Annotated in this window: 18 protein-coding genes; 8 read left to right on the top strand and 10 right to left on the bottom strand. The window is 71.0% G+C overall.

Annotated elements, in window-relative coordinates; genetic code table 11:
* From RB628_RS18850 to RB628_RS18840, 3 genes are all read right to left on the bottom strand, one after another.
* Positions 1–233, bottom strand: a 233-nt coding sequence (locus tag RB628_RS18850; RefSeq protein WP_318321637.1) for a 6-phosphofructokinase, incomplete at its 3' end; no start/stop codon positions are given.
* Between the two features lie 213 nt (positions 234–446).
* Positions 447–1,175 (bottom strand): glutamine amidotransferase, encoded by a 729-nt coding sequence (locus tag RB628_RS18845; protein ID WP_318321636.1) that lies wholly within the window; start codon positions 1,173–1,175, stop codon positions 447–449.
* A gap of 37 nt (positions 1,176–1,212) precedes the next feature.
* Complete coding sequence (locus RB628_RS18840) at positions 1,213–2,451, bottom strand: MurT ligase domain-containing protein (protein WP_318321635.1); 1,239 nt, start codon at positions 2,449–2,451, stop codon at positions 1,213–1,215.
* A gap of 147 nt (positions 2,452–2,598) precedes the next feature.
* Between RB628_RS18840 and def the strand changes: the two genes are divergently transcribed.
* Complete coding sequence (gene def, locus RB628_RS18835) at positions 2,599–3,144, top strand: peptide deformylase (protein ID WP_318321634.1); 546 nt, start codon at positions 2,599–2,601, stop codon at positions 3,142–3,144.
* 53 nt (positions 3,145–3,197) lie between these two features.
* Here def and RB628_RS18830 read toward each other — a convergent pair whose 3' ends face one another.
* The gene (locus tag RB628_RS18830) at positions 3,198–3,842 is read right to left on the bottom strand and encodes a TetR family transcriptional regulator (RefSeq protein WP_318321633.1); all 645 of its coding nucleotides are present in this window, start codon (positions 3,840–3,842) and stop codon (positions 3,198–3,200) included.
* Between the two features lie 171 nt (positions 3,843–4,013).
* On the opposite strand from RB628_RS18830, the gene RB628_RS18825 reads away from it, so the two are divergent.
* Positions 4,014–5,240: an acyl-CoA dehydrogenase family protein gene (locus RB628_RS18825; protein WP_318321632.1), complete on the top strand. Its 1,227-nt coding sequence runs from the start codon at positions 4,014–4,016 to the stop codon at positions 5,238–5,240.
* Between the two features lie 114 nt (positions 5,241–5,354).
* Here the strand turns inward: RB628_RS18825 and RB628_RS18820 are convergent, their stop codons facing one another.
* The 5 genes from RB628_RS18820 to RB628_RS18800 form a co-directional block, all read right to left on the bottom strand.
* Complete coding sequence (locus RB628_RS18820; protein ID WP_318321631.1) at positions 5,355–5,594, bottom strand: DUF6213 family protein; 240 nt, start codon at positions 5,592–5,594, stop codon at positions 5,355–5,357.
* A 25-nt stretch (positions 5,595–5,619) separates the two neighbouring features.
* Positions 5,620–7,014 carry an NADP-dependent succinic semialdehyde dehydrogenase gene (locus RB628_RS18815; protein WP_318321630.1) on the bottom strand — a complete coding sequence of 465 codons (1,395 nt, stop codon included), beginning with the start codon at positions 7,012–7,014 and terminating at the stop codon, positions 5,620–5,622.
* 86 nt (positions 7,015–7,100) lie between these two features.
* A complete protein-coding gene (locus RB628_RS18810; RefSeq protein ID WP_318321629.1) occupies positions 7,101–7,592 on the bottom strand; it encodes an NUDIX domain-containing protein in 492 nt (163 codons plus the stop codon).
* Complete coding sequence (locus RB628_RS18805) at positions 7,592–9,130, bottom strand: ATP-dependent DNA ligase (RefSeq protein WP_318321628.1); 1,539 nt, start codon at positions 9,128–9,130, stop codon at positions 7,592–7,594. Before RB628_RS18805 ends, RB628_RS18810 begins: the two co-directional genes overlap by 1 nt.
* 154 nt (positions 9,131–9,284) lie before the next feature.
* Positions 9,285–10,238, bottom strand: a complete 954-nt coding sequence (locus tag RB628_RS18800) for an NAD(P)/FAD-dependent oxidoreductase (RefSeq protein WP_318321627.1) — start codon at positions 10,236–10,238, stop codon at positions 9,285–9,287.
* 77 nt (positions 10,239–10,315) lie between these two features.
* Here RB628_RS18800 and RB628_RS18795 point away from each other — a divergent pair, with 77 nt between their 5' ends.
* The 6 genes from RB628_RS18795 to RB628_RS18770 all read left to right on the top strand — a co-directional run bounded on the left by RB628_RS18795 (position 10,316) and on the right by RB628_RS18770 (position 15,727).
* Complete coding sequence (locus tag RB628_RS18795) at positions 10,316–10,942, top strand: XRE family transcriptional regulator (RefSeq protein ID WP_318321626.1); 627 nt, start codon at positions 10,316–10,318, stop codon at positions 10,940–10,942.
* 117 nt (positions 10,943–11,059) lie between these two features.
* Positions 11,060–12,037 carry an NADPH:quinone oxidoreductase family protein gene (locus RB628_RS18790; protein WP_318321625.1) on the top strand — a complete coding sequence of 326 codons (978 nt, stop codon included), beginning with the start codon at positions 11,060–11,062 and terminating at the stop codon, positions 12,035–12,037.
* Positions 12,034–13,215 (top strand): acyl-CoA dehydrogenase family protein, encoded by a 1,182-nt coding sequence (locus RB628_RS18785; RefSeq protein WP_318321624.1) that lies wholly within the window; start codon positions 12,034–12,036, stop codon positions 13,213–13,215. The genes RB628_RS18790 and RB628_RS18785 overlap by 4 nt, the downstream gene beginning before the upstream one ends.
* Entirely contained in the window at positions 13,212–14,321 is a 1,110-nt protein-coding gene (locus RB628_RS18780) for an acyl-CoA dehydrogenase family protein (RefSeq protein WP_318321623.1), read from the top strand. The genes RB628_RS18785 and RB628_RS18780 overlap by 4 nt, the downstream gene beginning before the upstream one ends.
* Before the next feature lie 224 nt (positions 14,322–14,545).
* Positions 14,546–15,409, top strand: coding sequence for a phosphatidylinositol-specific phospholipase C/glycerophosphodiester phosphodiesterase family protein (locus RB628_RS18775; protein ID WP_318321622.1), 864 nt, complete (start codon positions 14,546–14,548; stop codon positions 15,407–15,409).
* Positions 15,410–15,532: 123 nt separating this feature from the next.
* Complete coding sequence (locus RB628_RS18770; protein WP_318321621.1) at positions 15,533–15,727, top strand: hypothetical protein; 195 nt, start codon at positions 15,533–15,535, stop codon at positions 15,725–15,727.
* 2 nt (positions 15,728–15,729) lie between these two features.
* Here RB628_RS18770 and RB628_RS18765 read toward each other — a convergent pair whose 3' ends face one another.
* The gene (locus RB628_RS18765; protein WP_318321620.1) at positions 15,730–16,965 is read right to left on the bottom strand and encodes a phosphodiester glycosidase family protein; all 1,236 of its coding nucleotides are present in this window, start codon (positions 16,963–16,965) and stop codon (positions 15,730–15,732) included.
* Between the last annotated feature and the right edge of the window lie 318 nt (positions 16,966–17,283).

Here is a 17,283-nt window from a genome sequence, read left to right as displayed (position 1 = left end):
AGATGCTCGGGGCGGACCCGGGACGAGCCGAGGATGGTGCCGCCGCGAGCGAGGATGCCGCTCACCGCGTCGAGGTCGAGCTTGAGGTGGTCGCACTCCAGGAGGCCCTTCCAGCCGTCCCGGAAGCCGATGACCTCGTCACCGTGGTCCACGACGGCGCGGTGCACTACGGACCGGATGACGGCGTTCAGGCCGGGGCAGTCGCCGCCGGACGTCAGGACACCAATGCGCATCGCCCGAAAACCTTCTCCACGTGGGCCGGCACCGGACCACGCTGTCCGGCTCGATCCCCGCCACCATACCGGCGGCGGGGACCCGGACCGTAGCACCCGTCCGCGTGCTGGACACCCGCGCTCACCTGTGCGGATGCCCCGTCAGACGGGCCGGTTGACGCACAGGCGGACCGCAGGTGTACAGGTCGGTGCGGGCGGCGGAGTGCGCGCAGGTCAGGCGGGCTGCTGCGCCGCCGTGATCCGCTCGTTGCGCAGCGCCTCGTACCAGCGGTCGTCGGTCGGCGGCAGCGCGTTGACGTCGAGGGCCAGCTTCAGCAGCAGGTCCGCGATCAGCGGGTTGCGCGCGAGTACGGGCCCGTGCATGTACGTACCGAAGACCGTGTCGTTGTACGCCCCCTCCGTGCCGTCCCCCGTGCCGTTGCCCTTGCCGAGCCGCACCTGCGCGAAGGGGCGGGCGGTGGAGCCGAGGTGGGTGACGCCCTGGTGGTTCTCGAAGCCGGTCAGCGGAGGCAGGCCCAGGCGCGCGTCGATGTCCCCGAGTACGTCGCCCACGCACCGCTCGCCCTCGCCGCGCACCGAGACCACGTCGAGGAGCCCGAGGCCGGGCTCACGCTGACCGAGGTCGTTGATGAACTCGTGGCCGAGGATCTGGTACCCGGCGCACACGGAGAACACGATCGCGCCGTTGCCGACGGCCCGGTGCAGACCGCCGTCACGGCGCAGCCGCTCCGCCGCCAGCCGCTGCGGACGGTCCTCGCCGCCGCCGATCAGATAGATGTCGCCGGAGGTGGGGATCGGCTGGTCGCTGCGCACGTCGAGCCGGGCCACGTCGAGGCCGCGCTGCCGGGCCCGGCGCTCCACGACGAGCGCGTTGCCCTGGTCGCCGTACGTGCTGAGCAGGTCGGGGTAGATCCACACCAGACGCAGCTGGTTGTCGCTCATGAAGTGATCGTCCTCAGTGGTCGGTTGGCGGCAGTGGTCAGTTGCCGACGCGGCGGCGCAGATCCTGGAAGGCGGTGTAGTTCGCGATGACCTCGATGCGGCCGGGCGGCGCCATCTGCACGGCCTGGTCGGCGTTCTCGCAGACCTGGAAGTGCTGGTTGGCCACTTCCAGCCGGACCGCGAGGTCGAGCTTCCGGTCGCCGATGACGAAGATCGGGTGCCCCGTGAGCTGCGTGTAGTCGACGTCCCACAGCCACGAGGTGTCGGTGCCGTCGGCGCCCCGCGCGTTCACGGAGAGGATGACCGGTGTCGGCGGCGGGTCGATGAGGGAGAACGTCTCCAGCCAGCCGGCCGGGTTCTTGGCGAGCAGCAGCCGCAGATCGCGCTGCATGAACTGCACGACGTCGTACCGCCCGGCCACGGCCTGTACCTGGTACATGCGCTCCAGACCGACCTGTGGCGGTACGCCGAACACGGCGGCGACAGCGGCGGAGGCGGCCGCGTTGGACTTGTTGGCGCGCCCCGGCAGCTGGAGGTGGATCGGCCAGGCCGACCCGTGCGGGTCGAGCACGTGGTCACCCTTGAGCGCCCAACTCGGCGTCGGGCGGCGGAAGCCGCACTGACCGCAGAACCAGTCGTCGCCGGGGCGCTGCATCACGCCACCGCAGGACGGGCAGGACCAGGCGTCGTCCTTCCACATCTGCCCGGCGGCGACCCAGATCACGTTGGGGGAGGAGGAGGCGGCCCACACGATCAGCGGGTCGTCGGCGTTGGCGACGATCACGGCCTTCGAACCGGCGAGCCCCTCACGCCAGTTCTCGGCGAGCATGCGGGTCTCGGCGGCGCGGTCGAGCTGGTCGCGGGAGAGGTTGAGGAGCGCGATGCACTTGGGGTCCGTGTCGCGGGCGACGCCGGCCAGGTACTTCTCGTCGACCTCGATGACCCCGAACTTGGCCTCCGAGCCGCCCGCGAGCGCCGAGGTGATGCCGGCGGGCATGTTGGCGCCGAGCGCGTTCGACACGACCGGTCCGGCGGCGCGCAGGGCCTCCGCGATGAGCCGCGTGGTCGTGGTCTTGCCGTTGGTCGCCGAGACCAGGATCACGTCGAGGTTCTGGGCGAGCCGGGCGAGGAGGTCGGGGTCGAGTTTGAGGGCTACCTTGCCGCCGATCACCGATCCGCTGCCGCGCCCTGCCGCACGCGATGCCGCCGCTACGGCCTTGCCGGCCGTAACGGCCAGCTTGGCCCGCGGAGTGAGCGGGTCCGAGTTGCCTGCCATCAGATCTCGATCCTCCTTGCGTACGCGCCGCGCCTGTGCCTCCGGCCACGTGGTGTGGACCTCAGCCTATCGAGATCCGTCCACCGGACCCGCATCGCGGCACCACCACGGCGCCCGCGCGACATGGGTGACCGTACCCTTGCGGCCATGCGACCAGGCTCCATCCCGGGCACCCGAGGGCGCGTCCGCCCCCTGACACTGCTCGGTGACCCCGTTCTCCACACCCCCTGCGCGGAAGTCACACACTTCGACGCCGAACTCGCCCGACTCGTCGAGGACATGTTCGCGACGATGTACGCCGCGCAGGGCGTGGGCCTCGCCGCGAACCAGATCGGCAGGCCCCTGCGGGTCTTCGTATACGACTGCCCCGACGACGAGGACGTCCGCCACGTGGGCCATGTGGTCAACCCCAGCCTGGTGGAGACCGACGGCCTGGTGATGCGGGGCCCCGAGGGCTGCCTGTCCCTCCCGGGCCTGGAGGCGGGCACGGAACGCTACGACGAGGCGGTGGTCGAGGGTTTCACGGTGAGGGGAGAGCCGGTGCGGGTCGTGGGCACGGGGTTCTTCGCCCGCTGTCTCCAGCACGAGGTGGACCACTTGGTGGGCGAGACGTACGTGGACCGCCTGACGGGCTGGCGCCGCAAGAGGCTCATGCGACAGGCAGCCCGGGCTACTTGGCGCCGGAAACTCTGAGGGGCGCGGGGAACCGCGCGACCAGCCCCCACCGGCCCGCAGCCGACAGTCCCTCAGAACCCCGGACCACCGACACGATCCCCCGCCGCAGCCAACCGCCCCCACAACAAATCAGCCAAACTCCGCACCAACTCCGCCCGCGAACAGGGCCGTTCCCCCAGCCACCAGTCCCCGGCCGCATGCATCATCCCGACTATCCCGTGCCCCCACACCCGAGCCAACTGCTGGCTGCCGGGCCCAAGATCCAGCCGGTCCTCGATCACCTGGGCCAACTCCTCGCCCATCAGACGCAGCAACGGCAACGAGTGCTTCCCCACATCGAACCCGGGATCGCCGGGTGACACGGCGTCCGCGGGGTGCATCAGGAACCGGTACACCTGGGGCCGCGCCTCGATCGCCGCGAGGTAGGTGTCCAGCGTGGCCTCCACCCGTTCCCGCCGCTCCGCCGGGGCGTCCAGCGCTGCCCGCAGCGAGTCGAGGAGGGCGTCGGTGTGCCGCTTGGCCAGAGCGGCGTAGAGTCCGCCCTTGTCACCGAAGTGTCGGTAGAGGATGGGTTTGGTGATGCCTGCCTCGGCGGCGATGGCGTTCATGGAAGCGCCGGGGCCGTCACGCAGCACCACCCGGTCCGCGGCTTCCAGCAGTTCGCGTCGGCGGCGGTCGGCGGACCGCTGTTGATCGGTCTGCTGTGTGGTGTCCATGGTTTCTCCCCCACCCGTGCTGATATCGGTGACGCTTGCGCAAACTAACACTGATCGGTGCATGCCCATCGAACGGGCTGCCGACCGTGGTCCGGGAGTTGACTTTTCCTACCGACGGGTAACAGACTCCAGTTACCGTAGGTAACATGCTAGTGCAGCGATGGAGGGGTCATGGCCGAATTCACCATGGAGCTCAATGACGAACAGAAAGAGGTCCGCGACTGGCTCCACGGGTTCGCCGCTGATGTGATCCGGCCCGCCGCCGCCGAATGGGACGAGCGCGAGGAGACTCCCTGGCCGGTCATCCAGGAGGCCGCCAAGGTCGGCATCTACTCCCTGGACTTCTACGCCCAGCAGTACTTCGACCCCACCGGCCTCGGCATCCCGATGGCGATGGAGGAGCTGTTCTGGGGAGACGCGGGCATCGCCCTCTCCATCGTCGGCACCGGCCTCGCCGCCGTGGGCGTCCTCGCCAACGGCACCGAGGAGCAGATCGGCACCTGGATCCCCCAGATGTACGGTGACGTCAACGATGTCAAGGTCGCCGCGTTCTGCTCCTCCGAGCCCGACGCCGGTTCCGACGTCGCCTCCATGCGCACCCGTGCCGTGTACGACGAGGCCAAGAACGAGTGGGTCCTCAACGGCACGAAGACCTGGGCGACCAACGGCGGCATCGCCAACGTCCACGTCGTCGTGGCCGTCGTCGACGCCGAGCTGGGCTCCAAGGGCCACGCCTCCTTCATCGTCCCGCCGAACACGCCCGGCCTGTCCCAGGGGCAGAAGTTCAAGAAGCACGGCATCCGTGCCTCGCACACCGCCGAGGTCGTTTTGGAGAACGTCCGCGTCCCCGGCTCCTGCCTCCTCGGCGGCAAGCAGAAGCTCGACGAGCGACTCGCCCGGGCCCGCGAGCGGGCGAAGTCCGGCGGCGAGCGCGTGAAGAACGCGGCGATGGCCACGTTCGAGGCGAGCCGTCCCGCGGTGGCCGCGATGGCGGTGGGCACCGCCCGGGCCGCGTACGAGGTCGCCCTCGACTACGCCAAGACCCGTGAACAGTTCGGGCGCCCGATCATCGACAACCAGGGGGTCGCCTTCCAGCTCGCCGACATGCGTACGTCCATCGACGCGGCGCGGCTGCTGACGTGGCGGGCGTCGTGGATGGCGGTCAACGGGAAGCCGTTCACCGCGGCGGAGGGGTCGATGTCGAAGCTGTTCGCCAGCGAGACGGCGAAGAAGGTCACCGGGCAGGCGATTCAGATCCTCGGCGGGAACGGGTACACGCGGGAGTATCCGGTGGAGCGGATGCACCGGGATGCGGCGATCTACACCATTTTTGAAGGTACGAGTGAGATCCAGCGGTTGGTGATCGCGCGGACCCTGTCGGGGATGCCGATTCGGTAGCGCCGTGGGGGTGCGGTGGTGTTCGGGCTGCGGGTGTGCTGTGGCTGGTCGCGCCCACGCGGCGGAGCCGCAGATGTCACAGCCCCGCGCCCCTTGGGCTGGACAGCGCGCCCCCTACCCGGACGCGCCGCCGCTGCTGTGGGCGATGCACGCCACGTCGATGCGGTCGGCCAGTTTGGCCAGTTCGATGGTGAGGGCGGCCACCGTGTCCTCGTCGAGTCCGCCCTGGCCCGCTTCCACGAGATGCAGCCAGCGACCCCCGACCGTGCGCAGCAGTTTGCTGACGTCGGAGGCGGCCACCTGCAACGTGCCGCGGTCGTCGACGATCAGAGGCAGAGTCACTTCGCGGTTCACAGAGGGGATCGTAGCCGCGGAACCCTCACGCTCCGTGCCATACCGTGGTGATGTTGCAGAACTCCCGGATTCCGTGTCCCGACAGCTCACGCCCGTACCCGGACCGCTTGACCCCGCCGAAGGGGAACGCCGGATGGGACGCGGTCATCCCGTTCACGAACACACCGCCCGCCTCCAGATCCCGTACGAGACGGTCCACCTCGGCCTCGTCACGGGTCCACACATTCGAACTGAGCCCGAAAGGCGTGTCGTTGGCGATCGCCAACGCCCCTTCCAGATCGGCCGCGCGGTACAGCGTCGCCACCGGGCCGAACGTCTCCTCCTGGTGAATGCGCATCTCGGGCGTGACGTCGGCGAGGACCGTCGGCGCGTAGTACCAGCCGTGGTCCGTGAGACCCTCGGGGCGTTCGCCACCGCACAGCACCGTCGCGCCGCTCTCCACGGCCTCGTCGACCAGCGCCTCCAGCTCCTCGCGCCCCTGCTCACTGGCGAGCGGCCCGACCTCCGTGTCCTCGGCCAGCGGATCGCCGACCTTCAGCGCCGCCATGGCCGTGGAGAAGCGTTCCGCGAACGCGTCGAAGACGTCCGTGTGCACGATGAACCGCTTGGCGGCGATGCACGACTGCCCGTTGTTCTGCACACGTGCTGTCACCGCTACCTGCGCAGCCCGGTCCAGATCGGCGGACGGCAGGACGATGTACGGGTCACTGCCGCCCAGCTCCAGTACCGTCCTCTTGATCTCGTCCCCGGCGACGGACGCCACCGCGCGCCCGGCCGGCTCGCTCCCGGTGAGAGTGGCCGCCCTGACCCGCGGATCGCGCAGGATCTCCTCGACCGCTCCCGACCCGATCAGCAGCGTCTGGAAGCAGCCCTCGGGGAAGCCCGCCCGGAGGAACAGGTCCTCCAGGTAGAGGGCCGTCTGTGGCACGTTCGAGGCGTGCTTGAGCAGGCCCACGTTGCCCGCCATCAGCGCCGGCGCCGCGAAACGGATCACCTGCCAGAGCGGGAAGTTCCACGGCATCACCGCGAGCACCGGGCCGAGCGGACGGTAACGGACCACGGCGCGGGAGCCGCCGGAGTCCTTGACATCGGCCTCGGCGGGCTCCTCGTCGGCGAGGAGCTTCTCGGCGTGGTCGGCGTACCAGCGCATCGCCTTCGCGCACTTCGCGGCCTCCGCGCGGGCCTGCGTGACCGGCTTGCCCATCTCGACCGTCATGGTGCGGGCTACGTCGTCCCGGTCCTCGTCGAGCAGCCCGGCGGCCCGGCCCAGCAGCCGAGCGCGCTCGGCGAAGCCGGTCGTGCGGTACGTGCGGAAGGCGTTTTCGGCGGTCGCGAGCCTGCGCTCGATCTCCTCGCCGCCCATGGCCTCGTACGTCTTGAGCGTCTCGCCGTTCGCCGGGTTCACCGTCGCGATGGGCATGCCTTGCCTCCTGGTTGAGGGCTGTCCTTCGACCTTCCCGCGCGCCGATGACCCCCGCAACGCGTACGCCGCCCACCGACACGATCTCAGTGCTCCGAGTGCTCCGTCAGCCGGTCCAGAAACCCGGCCTGCGCCGTCACGATCACCGCCCGCGCCGACTCCAGGCCGAACCACCGCACCCGGTCCAGCTCGGGGAACTCCCGTTCCTGCCCCGACCCCCTGGGCCACTCCATTCGGAACGTGCCCGGCGCCACGGCCGCCGGGTCGAGGTCCGCCTCGACGGCCCAGGCCACGACGACCTTCCCGCCGGCCTGCCGGACCTCGCCCAGCGGCACGGCCTCACCGTCGGGCGGTGCCAGCCCCAGCTCCTCCTCGAACTCGCGGCGCGCCGCGTCCCAGGCCGTCTCCCCGTCCCCGTACTCACCCTTGGGAATCGTCCAGGCCCCGGCATCGCGCCGGGCGAAGAACGGCCCGCCCATGTGCCCGAGCAGCACCTCCAGTTCCTGACCGGGCGAGGCCTGGCGGCGGAACAGCAACAGTCCCGCGCTGCGTTTCCCGTTCGGCGCTGCCTTCGCCATCAGCCTGCTGCCTCCGGGTGCGCGGCCAGCAGGGTCTCGACCGTGTCCGCCTCTTCCGGGGTCTTGTCCTCGCGGTAGCGGACGACACGGGCGAAGCGGAGGGTGACGCCGGCGGGGTAGCGGGTGGACCGCTGGAGACCGTCGTACGCGATCTCGACGACCAGTTCCGGCCGTACGGTCACCACCCAGCCGTCGTCCGACACGGCCAGCGTCCGCAGCCGCTCGGTCTGCCAGGCCAGCATCGCGTCGGTCATGCCCTTGAAGGTCTTGCCCAGCATGGCGAAGGAACCGTCAGGGTTGCGGGCGCCGAGGTGGAGGTTGGACAGCTTGCCGGTACGGCGGCCGTGGCCCCACTCGGCCGCCAGCACCACGAGGTCGAGCGTGTGTACGGGCTTGACCTTCAGCCAGGCCGCACCGCGCCGGCCCGCGCTGTAGGGGGCGTCGAGGGCCTTGACCACGACGCCCTCGTGGCCGCGCGCGAGGGCGTCGGACAGGAACCTCTCGGCGGCGCGGAGGTCGGCGCGGCCGCCGGCCACCAGACGTCGTACACGCATCGGCTCGGGGACCAGGCGGGCCAGCGCCGTGTGCCGGTCGGCGAACGGGAGGTCGAGGAGGTCGTGGCCGTCGACCGACAGCGCGTCGAAGAAGACGGGCGATACGGGTGTCTCGCGGGCGGCCGTCGCCACGTCCACGCGTGAGCCGACGCGTCCGGCGGTCTCCTGGAAGGAACGCGGGCGTCCGGCCGCGTCGAGGGCGATCACCTCACCGTCCAGGATGAACCGCTCGCCCCGCAACGTCCGTGCGGAGGCGGTCAGTTCGGGGAGCCTGTCGGTGATGTCGTCGAGGGTGCGCGTGTACAGCCGTACGTCCTCGCCGTCGCGGTGGACCTGGACCCGGATACCGTCCAGTTTCTCCTCCACAGCGCAGGCCCCGAGCTTCTCGACGGCCTCCGTCACCGAGGAGGCGCTGTGCGCGAGCATCGGCAGGACGGGGCGGCCGACGGTGAGCCGGAAGCGGGCGAGGGCCGCTGGTCCGTCGGCCAGCAGGGCCTGCGCGACGGGCTGGATCGCGCCCGCGAGCATCACCGCCCGCCGTACGTCCGCGGGCGGCGCCTCGGTGGCCAGCGCCAGCCCCTCCACGGCCACCGCGTCGAGGGCGCCCTGGCGTACCTCACCCGTGATCAGCCCGAACAAAAACCGCTGCTCGTCCGTGGTGGCCTCTGCCAGCAACTCGCCCACCAGCCGTCTGCGTTCGGCCTGCGACCCGGCGCCGGTGACCGCGCCGACGGCGGTCAGCCGGGCATCGACGTCGAGGACGGTGAGCGAGGGTTCGGCGGCGCCGGGAACCTGCTGGTCCAGCACCTTCCATCCGACGCCGAGCCGTCCCTGCGGGAGGCGTCCCGCGAGATACGGGATGACGATCGGCACGTCGTCGGCGCCGGCGTCCCGGAACAGTTCGGCGAGCAGCGCGATCTTCCGTGAGCGGGCGGAGGTGGCGGCGACCTCCTGGGACACGTGGGCGAGCCGGGTCAGCAGCATGCAGCCATGGTGCAACGGGGGTGGCGAGCGCACATCCGGGCGGGGGCGGGTTGTTTCGCCCCCGCCGCCCTTGCCCGGCCGGTCCCGTTCCATCGCGTTCTTCCCGAATGCTGCGGCCCGGACTCCCGCCACGGCCCTGAAACAGGCCGTGTCCTCAGACGCCGGACCGGCCGGCGGAGTCCACGTTGGAGAACACCAGGTCCGCCACGATCGCCGTGGCCGCGCGGTAGCCGCCGCTCGCCGCGTGGATGACCTGTTCCGCGAAGCCGATCGCGTTGCCCGCCGCCCAGACGCCGGGCACGGTCGTCAGGCCCGCCGCATCGACCTTCGGGTACCTCCCGAACGGGGTTTCCGTCAGCTCGGCGCCCAGGGTCTCGAAGAGGGCGTTGCGCGGAACGGCGCGAGGGGCGACGAACAGGATCTCGCGGGCATGGGTCACACCGTTCGTGAGGCGTACACCGGTGAGGTGGTCCGCGTCGGTCGTCAGGGACGCGACCTCGCCGGGGACCACTGCGACGCCCGCCGTGGCCAGCCTGCGCAGGTCCTCGTCGGTGAGTTCCGTCTCCGCGACGGTGTGCAGGAACAGCTGCACGTCCTTCGACCACCGGGCGACCATAAGCGCCTGGTGCACGCTCGCGGGGGCCGAGGCCAGTACGCCGAACGCCCGGTCCCGTACCTCCCAGCCGTGGCAGAACGGGCAGTGGATCACGTCCCGCCCGAAGCGCTCGGCGACGCCCGGTACGGCGGGGAGCTCGTCCCGCAGCCCCGTGGCGATGACGAGCCGCCTGGCGTGCACCGTCCGGTCACCGTTCGCCAGCGTCACAGTGAAGTCCCCGCCCTTCGTGACGTCCACCGCCCTGTCCCGGACCAGCTCCACCCCGTACCGCGCGATCTCCTCGCGGCCCACCGCCAGGAACTCGGCCGGCGGCATGCCGTCGCGGGACAGATAGCCCTGCATGTGCGCGGCCGGTGCGTTGCGCGGCTCGCCCGCGTCGACGAGCAGCGTGCGGCAGCGGGCCCGGCCGAGGACCAGCGCGGCGGACAGTCCGGCCGCGCCGCCTCCGATGACGACAACCTCGTACGTGTCGGTTCTGTGTTCTCCGGTCATGGTGACCACCTCCACCCCGACCGTCGCTCGTTCGCTGCCGTGTTGACAAACCCCTTTGCCGAAACTGCAATGTCCGTATGGATGCCTCGACCGATGTCACGACTGACGACGACACCGACCACGTCCTCGCGGAGGTGGGCCCCCGGCTGCGGCGGATTCGCAAGGAGCGGGGGGCGACCCTGGCAGGGCTGTCGGCCACGACCGGGATCTCCGTGAGCACGTTGTCGCGGTTGGAGTCGGGGCTGCGACGCCCCAGCCTGGAGTTGTTGCTGCCGATCGCGCGTGCGCATCAGGTGCCGCTCGACGAACTGGTCGGTGCCCCGTCTGTCGACGATCCCCGGGTGCGGGCCAAGCCGATCGTGCGGCATGGGCGGACGTATCTCCCGCTCACCCGGCAGCCGGGCGGGCTGCAGGCGTTCAAGGTGATCCTGCCGGTGATCAACGAGGAGCCCGAGCCGCGGACACACGAGGGATACGAGTGGCTGTACGTGCTGTCGGGGCGGCTCCGGGTCGTGCTCGGGGAGCACGACGTGGAGCTCGGGCCGGGGGAGGCCGCCGAGTTCGACACGCGCGTGCCGCACTGGTTCGGGGCGACGGGGGCGGGCCCCGCCGAGTTCCTCAGCCTGTTCGGGCCGCAGGGGGAGCGGATGCACGTACGGGCGCGGCCGGCCCGTACGGCCCGTACGAAAGGCGCGCGGTCGTGACGTACGCGACTGCCGCGGACCGGTTCTCGACGGTTCCCTGATCTGCAAGCGACCGCTTAGTATGCGGTCGAGCCCGGTCAGGTGAACAAGACGAGCGCAGTCCCGTGGAGGCCCCGCATGCAGGCATGGCAAGTGCACCAGAACGGTGAGCCGAGCGAGGCGATGGTCCTCGGTGAGGTGGAGCGGCCGGTGCCCGGCGAGGGCCAGGTGCTGCTGAAGGTCCGTGCCGCGACCATCAACTTCCCGGACGTGCTGATGTGCCGTGGGGAGTACCAGGTCAAGCCGCCGTTGCCGTTCACTCCCGGGGTGGAGATCTGCGGCGAGAGCGAGGACGGCCGCCGGGTGATCGGGAACCCCGTGCTGCCGCACGGGGGCTTCGCCGAGTATGTGGTGGCGGACCCTCGCGGGCTGTTTCCGGCCCCCGAGTCGCTGGACGACGCCGAGGCCGCCGCCCTCCTCATCGGCTACCAGACGGGCTGGTTCGGTCTGCACCGGCGGGCCGCCCTGGAGGCCGGTGAGACGCTGCTCGTGCACGCCGCCGCGGGCGGGGTCGGCAGCGCCGCCCTACAGCTCGGGAAGGCCGCCGGAGCCACCGTCATCGGCGTGGTCGGCGGGGCCGAAAAGGTTTCCGTGGCGCGGGAGTTGGGCTGCGACGTCGTCATCGACCGGCGTACGGAGGATGTCGTCGGGACAGTGAAGGAAGCCACCGGTGGGCGCGGGGTCGACGTGGTCTACGACCCCGTCGGCGGGGAGGCCTACACGCAGTCCGCCAAGGTCGTCGCCTTCGAGGGGCGGATCGTGGTCGTCGGGTTCGCGAGCGGGGCCATTCCCAGCCCTGGGCTCAACCACGCCCTCGTGAAGAACTACTCGATCCTCGGTCTGCACTGGGGCCTGTACAACACCAAGAACCCGAAACTGGTCCAGCACTGCCACGAGCAGCTCACCGAGCTTGCCGCGCGGGGCGCGATCAAGCCGCTGGTGAGCGAGCGCGTGCCGCTGGGCGGGGCCTCGGCGGCCGTGCAGCGCGTCGCCGACGGTGTCACCACCGGCCGGGTCGCCGTGCTGCCCTCGCTGGAGAACGGAGCCGCCGCATGACCGACGCAGCTGAACTCACTCGACTGACACGGGAGTTGCTGGCTGCGCACCCGCCTGCCGGCACCGACCGGCTCGACTTCCTCAAGGCCCGCTTCGACGCCGGGCTCGCCTGGGTGCACTACCCGGAAGGGCTGGGCGGGCTCGGTGCGCCGCGCACCCTCCAGGCCGTCGTGGACACCGAGTTGGAGGCCGCCGGGGCTCCTGACAACGATCCACGGCGCATCGGTATCGGTCTGGGAATGGCCGCGCCGACCATCCTCGGCTTCGGCACGGAAGAGCAGAAGCGGAAATTTCTCCGGCCGTTGTGGGTGGGGGAGGAGGTCTGGTGCCAGCTCTTCAGCGAGCCGGGGGCCGGGTCCGACCTGGCCGCGCTGGGAACGCGTGCCGTCCGGTCCGGGGACGACTGGATCGTCAACGGGCAAAAGGTGTGGACGTCCAGCGCCCATCTCGCCCGCTGGGCCATCCTCATCGCGCGCACCGATCCGGACGTGCCCAAGCACAGGGGCATCACGTACTTCCTCTGCGACATGACCGACCCCGGCGTCGAGGTGCGGCCGCTGCGGCAGATCACCGGCGAGGCAGAGTTCAACGAGGTGTTCCTGACCGACGTCCGCATCCCGGACGCCCATCGCCTCGGCGAGGTCGGTGACGGCTGGCGGGTCGCGCAGACCACGCTGAACAACGAGCGCGTGGCCATCGGCGGTATGCGCATCCCGCGCGAGGGCGGCATGATCGGGCCCGTCGCCAAGGCGTGGCGCGAGGGCCCCGAACTGCGCACCCACGATCTGCACCAGCGGCTGCTGAAGCTGTGGGTGGAGGCCGAGGTCGCCCGGCTGACGGGAGAGCGGACACGCCAGCAGCTCGTCGCGGGCCAGCCCGGCCCGGAGGGCTCCGGCCTGAAACTCTCCTTCGCCCGCCTCAACCAGGAGATCAGTGGCCTGGAGGTCGAACTCCTCGGCGAGGAAGGCCTGTTGTACGAGGACTGGACCATGCGCCGGCCTGAGCTGGTGGACTTCGTCGGGCGTGACGCCGGCTACCGCTACCTCCGCTCCAAGGGCAACAGCATCGAGGGCGGGACCAGCGAGGTCCTGCTGAACATCGTCGCCGAGCGCGTTTTGGGCCTGCCCAGCGAACCGCGCACCGACAAGGACGTCGCATGGAAGGACCTCGCCCGATGAGCACGACGAGCACCGAGCCCGACCTGCTGTACTCCGAGGAGGAAGAGGCGCTGCGCGCCGCCGTCCGGGATCTGCTCACCGACCACTGCGAGCCGGCCGGCGTGATCACCCGCATGGAGACGGACGTGCCGCACGACCTCTCCCTGTGGAAGTCCCTCGCCGAGGGCATGGGCCTCGCCGGTCTCCTGGTACCGGAGGAGCAGGGCGGCCAGGGCGCCTCCCATCGCGAAGTCGCCGTCGTGCTGGAGGAGTTGGGTCGCGCCGTCGCACCCGTCCCGTATCTCACGAGTGCCGTCGTCGCCACGGAGGCGCTGCTGGCCGGTACGGGCGACGCGGCGGACGAACTGCTCACGGCGCTGGCCTCCGGCCGTACGGTCGGTGCCCTCGCCGTCGCGCTGAACGTGGCTCCCGGCGGCGCGTACAAGGTCGTCGTGCACGAAGGGGGCCTGCTGCATGGCGAGTTGACCGGCATCGCGGACGCGACGGCCGCCGACGTCCTGCTGGTTCCGGCCGACGACGGCGGCCTGTACGCGGTGTCCACCGACGCCGTCACCGTCACCGTCACCCCGCAGGTCTCCCTGGACCTCACCCGGCCGGTCGCCACGGTCTCCCTCGGCGGAGCGTCGGCCCGGCTGCTGGGCGACGCCGAGCCTGCCGTGCGACGCGCGCTGCGGGCGGGGGCAGGGCTGCTCGCCTCCGAGCAACTCGGGCTCGCCGAGTGGGCGCTGACCGGGACGGTGCGCTATCTGAAGGACCGCAAGCAGTTCAACAGGCCCGTCGGCGGCTTCCAGGCCGTCAAGCACCGGCTGGCCCAGCTCTGGCTGGAGGTCGTGAGTCTGCGCGCGGCTGCCCGGAGCGCGGCGGACGCCCTCGCCACGGGCAGTCCGGACGCCGATGTCGCGGTCGCCGTCGCACAGTCCTACGCGGCCCCCGTCGCCGTCCGCGCCGCCGAGGAGGCGCTCCAGTTGCACGGCGGCATCGGCATGACATGGGAGCACCCGGCCCACCTCTGCCTCAAGCGCGCCAAGGCCGACTCGATCGCGTACGGCACGTCCGGCGGTCACCGCGCCGCCCTCGCCGAACTGGTCGATCTGCGCGCCCCCTGACGCACTCGTACGGACACCGAAGGCCCGCCCCCTGCCCGGGGCGGGCTTTTTCGTGTGCGCGGCGCGGGTGAGGTGAACACGCAGAGTCAGTCATGAACACACAGGGGCGGTCCGGCCAACTCCCTTGCCAGGCCCTGCTGCTGGACCCCGGTGGGCCCTCATACTCGCGGAGGCTGCGCACCCCGGTCAGCCCCCACAGCGAACTCCGGCCAAGGAGGAAGCGCATGGCCCTCACCACCCGCCGCAGAGCCCTCACCGCCTTCGGCGCCGCCCTCGCGGGCACCGTCGTCCTGCCCGCAGCGCGAGCCGTCGCGGGCGAACCGACGTACGGTCTACGCCCGTTGTGGCGCGCTCACGCCCACAACGACTACGAGCACCCGCGACCTCTCCTCGACACCCTCGACCACCGCTTCGGCAGCGTCGAGGCCGACATCCACCTCGTCGGCGACCAGCTCCTCGTCGGCCACGATCCCCAGGACCTCGACCCGGCCCGCACCCTCGAATCCCTCTACCTCGACACCCTCGCCGCCCGCGTCCGTGCCAACCACGGCTCGGTGTACCGGGGTTACCGCCGGCCGCTCCAGCTCCTCATCGACATCAAGACCGAGGGCTCGTCGACGTACCTCGAACTCGACCGCCATCTCCGCCGCTACCGGGGCCTGTTCACGACGTACGCCCACGGCCGCGTGCACCCTGGCCCGGTCACCGTCGTGATCTCCGGCCACCGCGCCGCCCGGGTGCCGATGGAGGCCCAGAGCGTACGACGGGCCTTCTACGACGGGCGCCTCGCCGATCTCGGTACCCCGGCACGGGCCTCCTTCGTGCCGCTGATCTCCGACAACTGGACGCTCAACTTCACCTGGCTGGGCGTCGGTATGTTCCCCGCCGCCGAGCGCGTCAAGCTGAACGGCATCGTCTCGGCGGCCCATGCCCGTGGGCAGCGGGTGCGCTTCTGGGCCACGCCGGATGTGGCGGGGCCCGCCCGCGACGCGCTGTGGGGCGAACTCCTCGCCGCCGGCGTCGACTACCTCAACACGGACGACCTGGCAGGGCTCGAAGCGTTCCTCGACGCCCACGGGACGCCTTAGTCGTCCGTGGCACTCACGAGAGACCACACGTTCGGCGGGCATGTCAGCCGCACGGACGAACCCTCCGCTACGCCACACTTACGGCCGAAAGCCGCGAAGTGGGCGTGGCGGAGGAGGTTGACGATGGCCATTTCCATCTCTGTGGTGGTGCTGCTCCTGATCCTGGCGGTGGTCTTCCTGCGCAACGGAGCGCTGAAGCCCACCCACGCCGTGGTCTGTGTTCTGCTCGGCTTCTATCTGGCCGGCACGAACGCGGCGCCGACCATCCACAACGGGTTCACGGCGACGGCGGACATCGTGAGCGGCCTCAAGCCCTGACGTCAGGACGTCATGAACACTCCGATGGCGTTCGGGACGGGCCGCTCGGCACCGCCGGTCGGATGGTTCCGTACGCTGACCCTGCTCGCTTCCGGTGCTCTGGCGACGAGGGTCGTGGAGCCGCCGCCGTCCAGGCTGAAGGCGTCCACCGAACCCAGCTTCCGCATGGTGGCGGCCACTTCGGCGACGGTCAGTCCGCTGCGGTACCTGGGCGCACCGTCCACCGCGAGCAGCAGCAGCTTGCGGCCGCCGTTCGCGATGCCCGCCGCGGTGCGCACGGCGCCGCTGTTGGAATCGAGACCGGTCAGCGGCCGTCCGCCCCTCAGCACCGGGTAGCCGCCGAGGGCGAAGCGGTACGGGACGCGGCTCGTGGCCGCGACGAGACGGCTCCTGACCGTGACCTTCGCGCCGACGGACAGCTTCCGCAGTTGCCGTGCGCCCGCCTCCCGGCCCACCAGGACCGTGGTGTTGGCGGTGATGGCACCGTCGCCGATGGAGGTGGCCATCCGTACGATCTTGCCGCGCCGCACCGTCACCTCGTACGTGTCGGTGGTGCATGGCGCGGCGCGGTCGGTGTCCGTGCCGCACACCGCCCGCGCCCGGGAGACGCTGCCCCAGCCCGGGGTGAACGCGCCGATGGACCCCACCGGCAGCGCGTACTGGTTGAGCCCGCGGAGCGTGAACCGTCCCACGGGCGTGTCGACGCTGCCGGACAGGGTGAGGTTGTCCAGCCGGGCCCTCCGGTCGGTGCCCACGCCGAGAACGGCCCTGGTGGTGACGCCGGGCGGCATCGAGGGACCGAAGCGCTGGCCGTTCGGCACCGCCGCCTTGAGCACCGCACCGCTCGCGATCGCCGGGCCGACGGACGCACCGGTGGCCGCGACGCCGGGATGCTGGACCTCGCTGATGTTGAAGAAGTCGCCGTTGACGCCCGCGACGGCGCCCTTGGCGTCGGCCATCCTGGAGACGGCGGCCCGTGCCGCCACCGCCCCCGCGTGGAGAAGGTTGACCCGTACCCGCGCGTTGGCGAGGTCGACACTCAGCAGGTGGGCGCGGGTCACCCCCCTGGCCGCCGTGATGTCGAAGTGCGCGTAGCGCACGCCCGGCGCGATCTGAGTGGCTCTCGGCGCGCCACTGGCCGGTGCCGCCCCTGTGAGGGCCGCGCCGGCCAGTGTGGTGAGTACAGCGACTGCTGTGACTGCTGCTCTGCCCGTTCTGAACTGTACGCTTCCACGCATTCAGACCGTTCCTTAAAGACTGAGTGGGAGTGAGTCCGTTCAGCCGCGCGCCCCGAACGGTCTTGGGCGCACTGGTCCCCGGCGTACTCGACCCCGGGGCGGCGACACGCATCCTGTGCGTGGTCCGGGCCCGGGAGGCCAGTTACCTGTGCGACCTGGCCAGTTGGGTACGGCCAGAGGCGACGGAGAGGCCCTGAACCATCCTCTGGTGGAGCAGGGGCCCCGCACGCTGACGCCGTACCCGGTGTCCCAGGTCGCACAGTCACGTTGGCCCGAGCCTCCCAGGGCACCGCAAGCCCGGAAGCCGACCATCACACG

The sequence above is a fragment of the Streptomyces sp. ADMS genome (assembly GCF_033441795.1).
Lineage (GTDB): Bacteria > Actinomycetota > Actinomycetes > Streptomycetales > Streptomycetaceae > Streptomyces.
The sequence above is the reverse complement of the archived record's forward strand: the minus strand, read 5'-3'. Positions and strand labels throughout refer to the sequence as shown.

What these genes read in the sequence shown, in the direction of transcription:
- RB628_RS18845 (WP_318321636.1), bottom strand. Translation starts at nt 1,175, where the DNA reads ATGAGCGACAACCAGCTGCGTCTGGTGTGGATCTACCCCGACCTGCTC.
- RB628_RS18840 (WP_318321635.1), bottom strand. Translation starts at nt 2,451, where the DNA reads ATGGCAGGCAACTCGGACCCGCTCACTCCGCGGGCCAAGCTGGCCGTT.
- def (WP_318321634.1), top strand. Translation starts at nt 2,599, where the DNA reads ATGCGACCAGGCTCCATCCCGGGCACCCGAGGGCGCGTCCGCCCCCTG.
- RB628_RS18830 (WP_318321633.1), bottom strand. Translation starts at nt 3,842, where the DNA reads ATGGACACCACACAGCAGACCGATCAACAGCGGTCCGCCGACCGCCGC.
- RB628_RS18825 (WP_318321632.1), top strand. Translation starts at nt 4,014, where the DNA reads ATGGCCGAATTCACCATGGAGCTCAATGACGAACAGAAAGAGGTCCGC.
- RB628_RS18815 (WP_318321630.1), bottom strand. Translation starts at nt 7,014, where the DNA reads ATGCCCATCGCGACGGTGAACCCGGCGAACGGCGAGACGCTCAAGACG.
- RB628_RS18810 (WP_318321629.1), bottom strand. Translation starts at nt 7,592, where the DNA reads ATGGCGAAGGCAGCGCCGAACGGGAAACGCAGCGCGGGACTGTTGCTG.
- RB628_RS18805 (WP_318321628.1), bottom strand. Translation starts at nt 9,130, where the DNA reads ATGCTGCTGACCCGGCTCGCCCACGTGTCCCAGGAGGTCGCCGCCACC.
- RB628_RS18800 (WP_318321627.1), bottom strand. Translation starts at nt 10,238, where the DNA reads ATGACCGGAGAACACAGAACCGACACGTACGAGGTTGTCGTCATCGGA.
- RB628_RS18795 (WP_318321626.1), top strand. Translation starts at nt 10,316, where the DNA reads ATGGATGCCTCGACCGATGTCACGACTGACGACGACACCGACCACGTC.
- RB628_RS18790 (WP_318321625.1), top strand. Translation starts at nt 11,060, where the DNA reads ATGCAGGCATGGCAAGTGCACCAGAACGGTGAGCCGAGCGAGGCGATG.
- RB628_RS18785 (WP_318321624.1), top strand. Translation starts at nt 12,034, where the DNA reads ATGACCGACGCAGCTGAACTCACTCGACTGACACGGGAGTTGCTGGCT.
- RB628_RS18780 (WP_318321623.1), top strand. Translation starts at nt 13,212, where the DNA reads ATGAGCACGACGAGCACCGAGCCCGACCTGCTGTACTCCGAGGAGGAA.
- RB628_RS18775 (WP_318321622.1), top strand. Translation starts at nt 14,546, where the DNA reads ATGGCCCTCACCACCCGCCGCAGAGCCCTCACCGCCTTCGGCGCCGCC.
- RB628_RS18770 (WP_318321621.1), top strand. Translation starts at nt 15,533, where the DNA reads ATGGCCATTTCCATCTCTGTGGTGGTGCTGCTCCTGATCCTGGCGGTG.
- RB628_RS18765 (WP_318321620.1), bottom strand. Translation starts at nt 16,965, where the DNA reads ATGCGTGGAAGCGTACAGTTCAGAACGGGCAGAGCAGCAGTCACAGCA.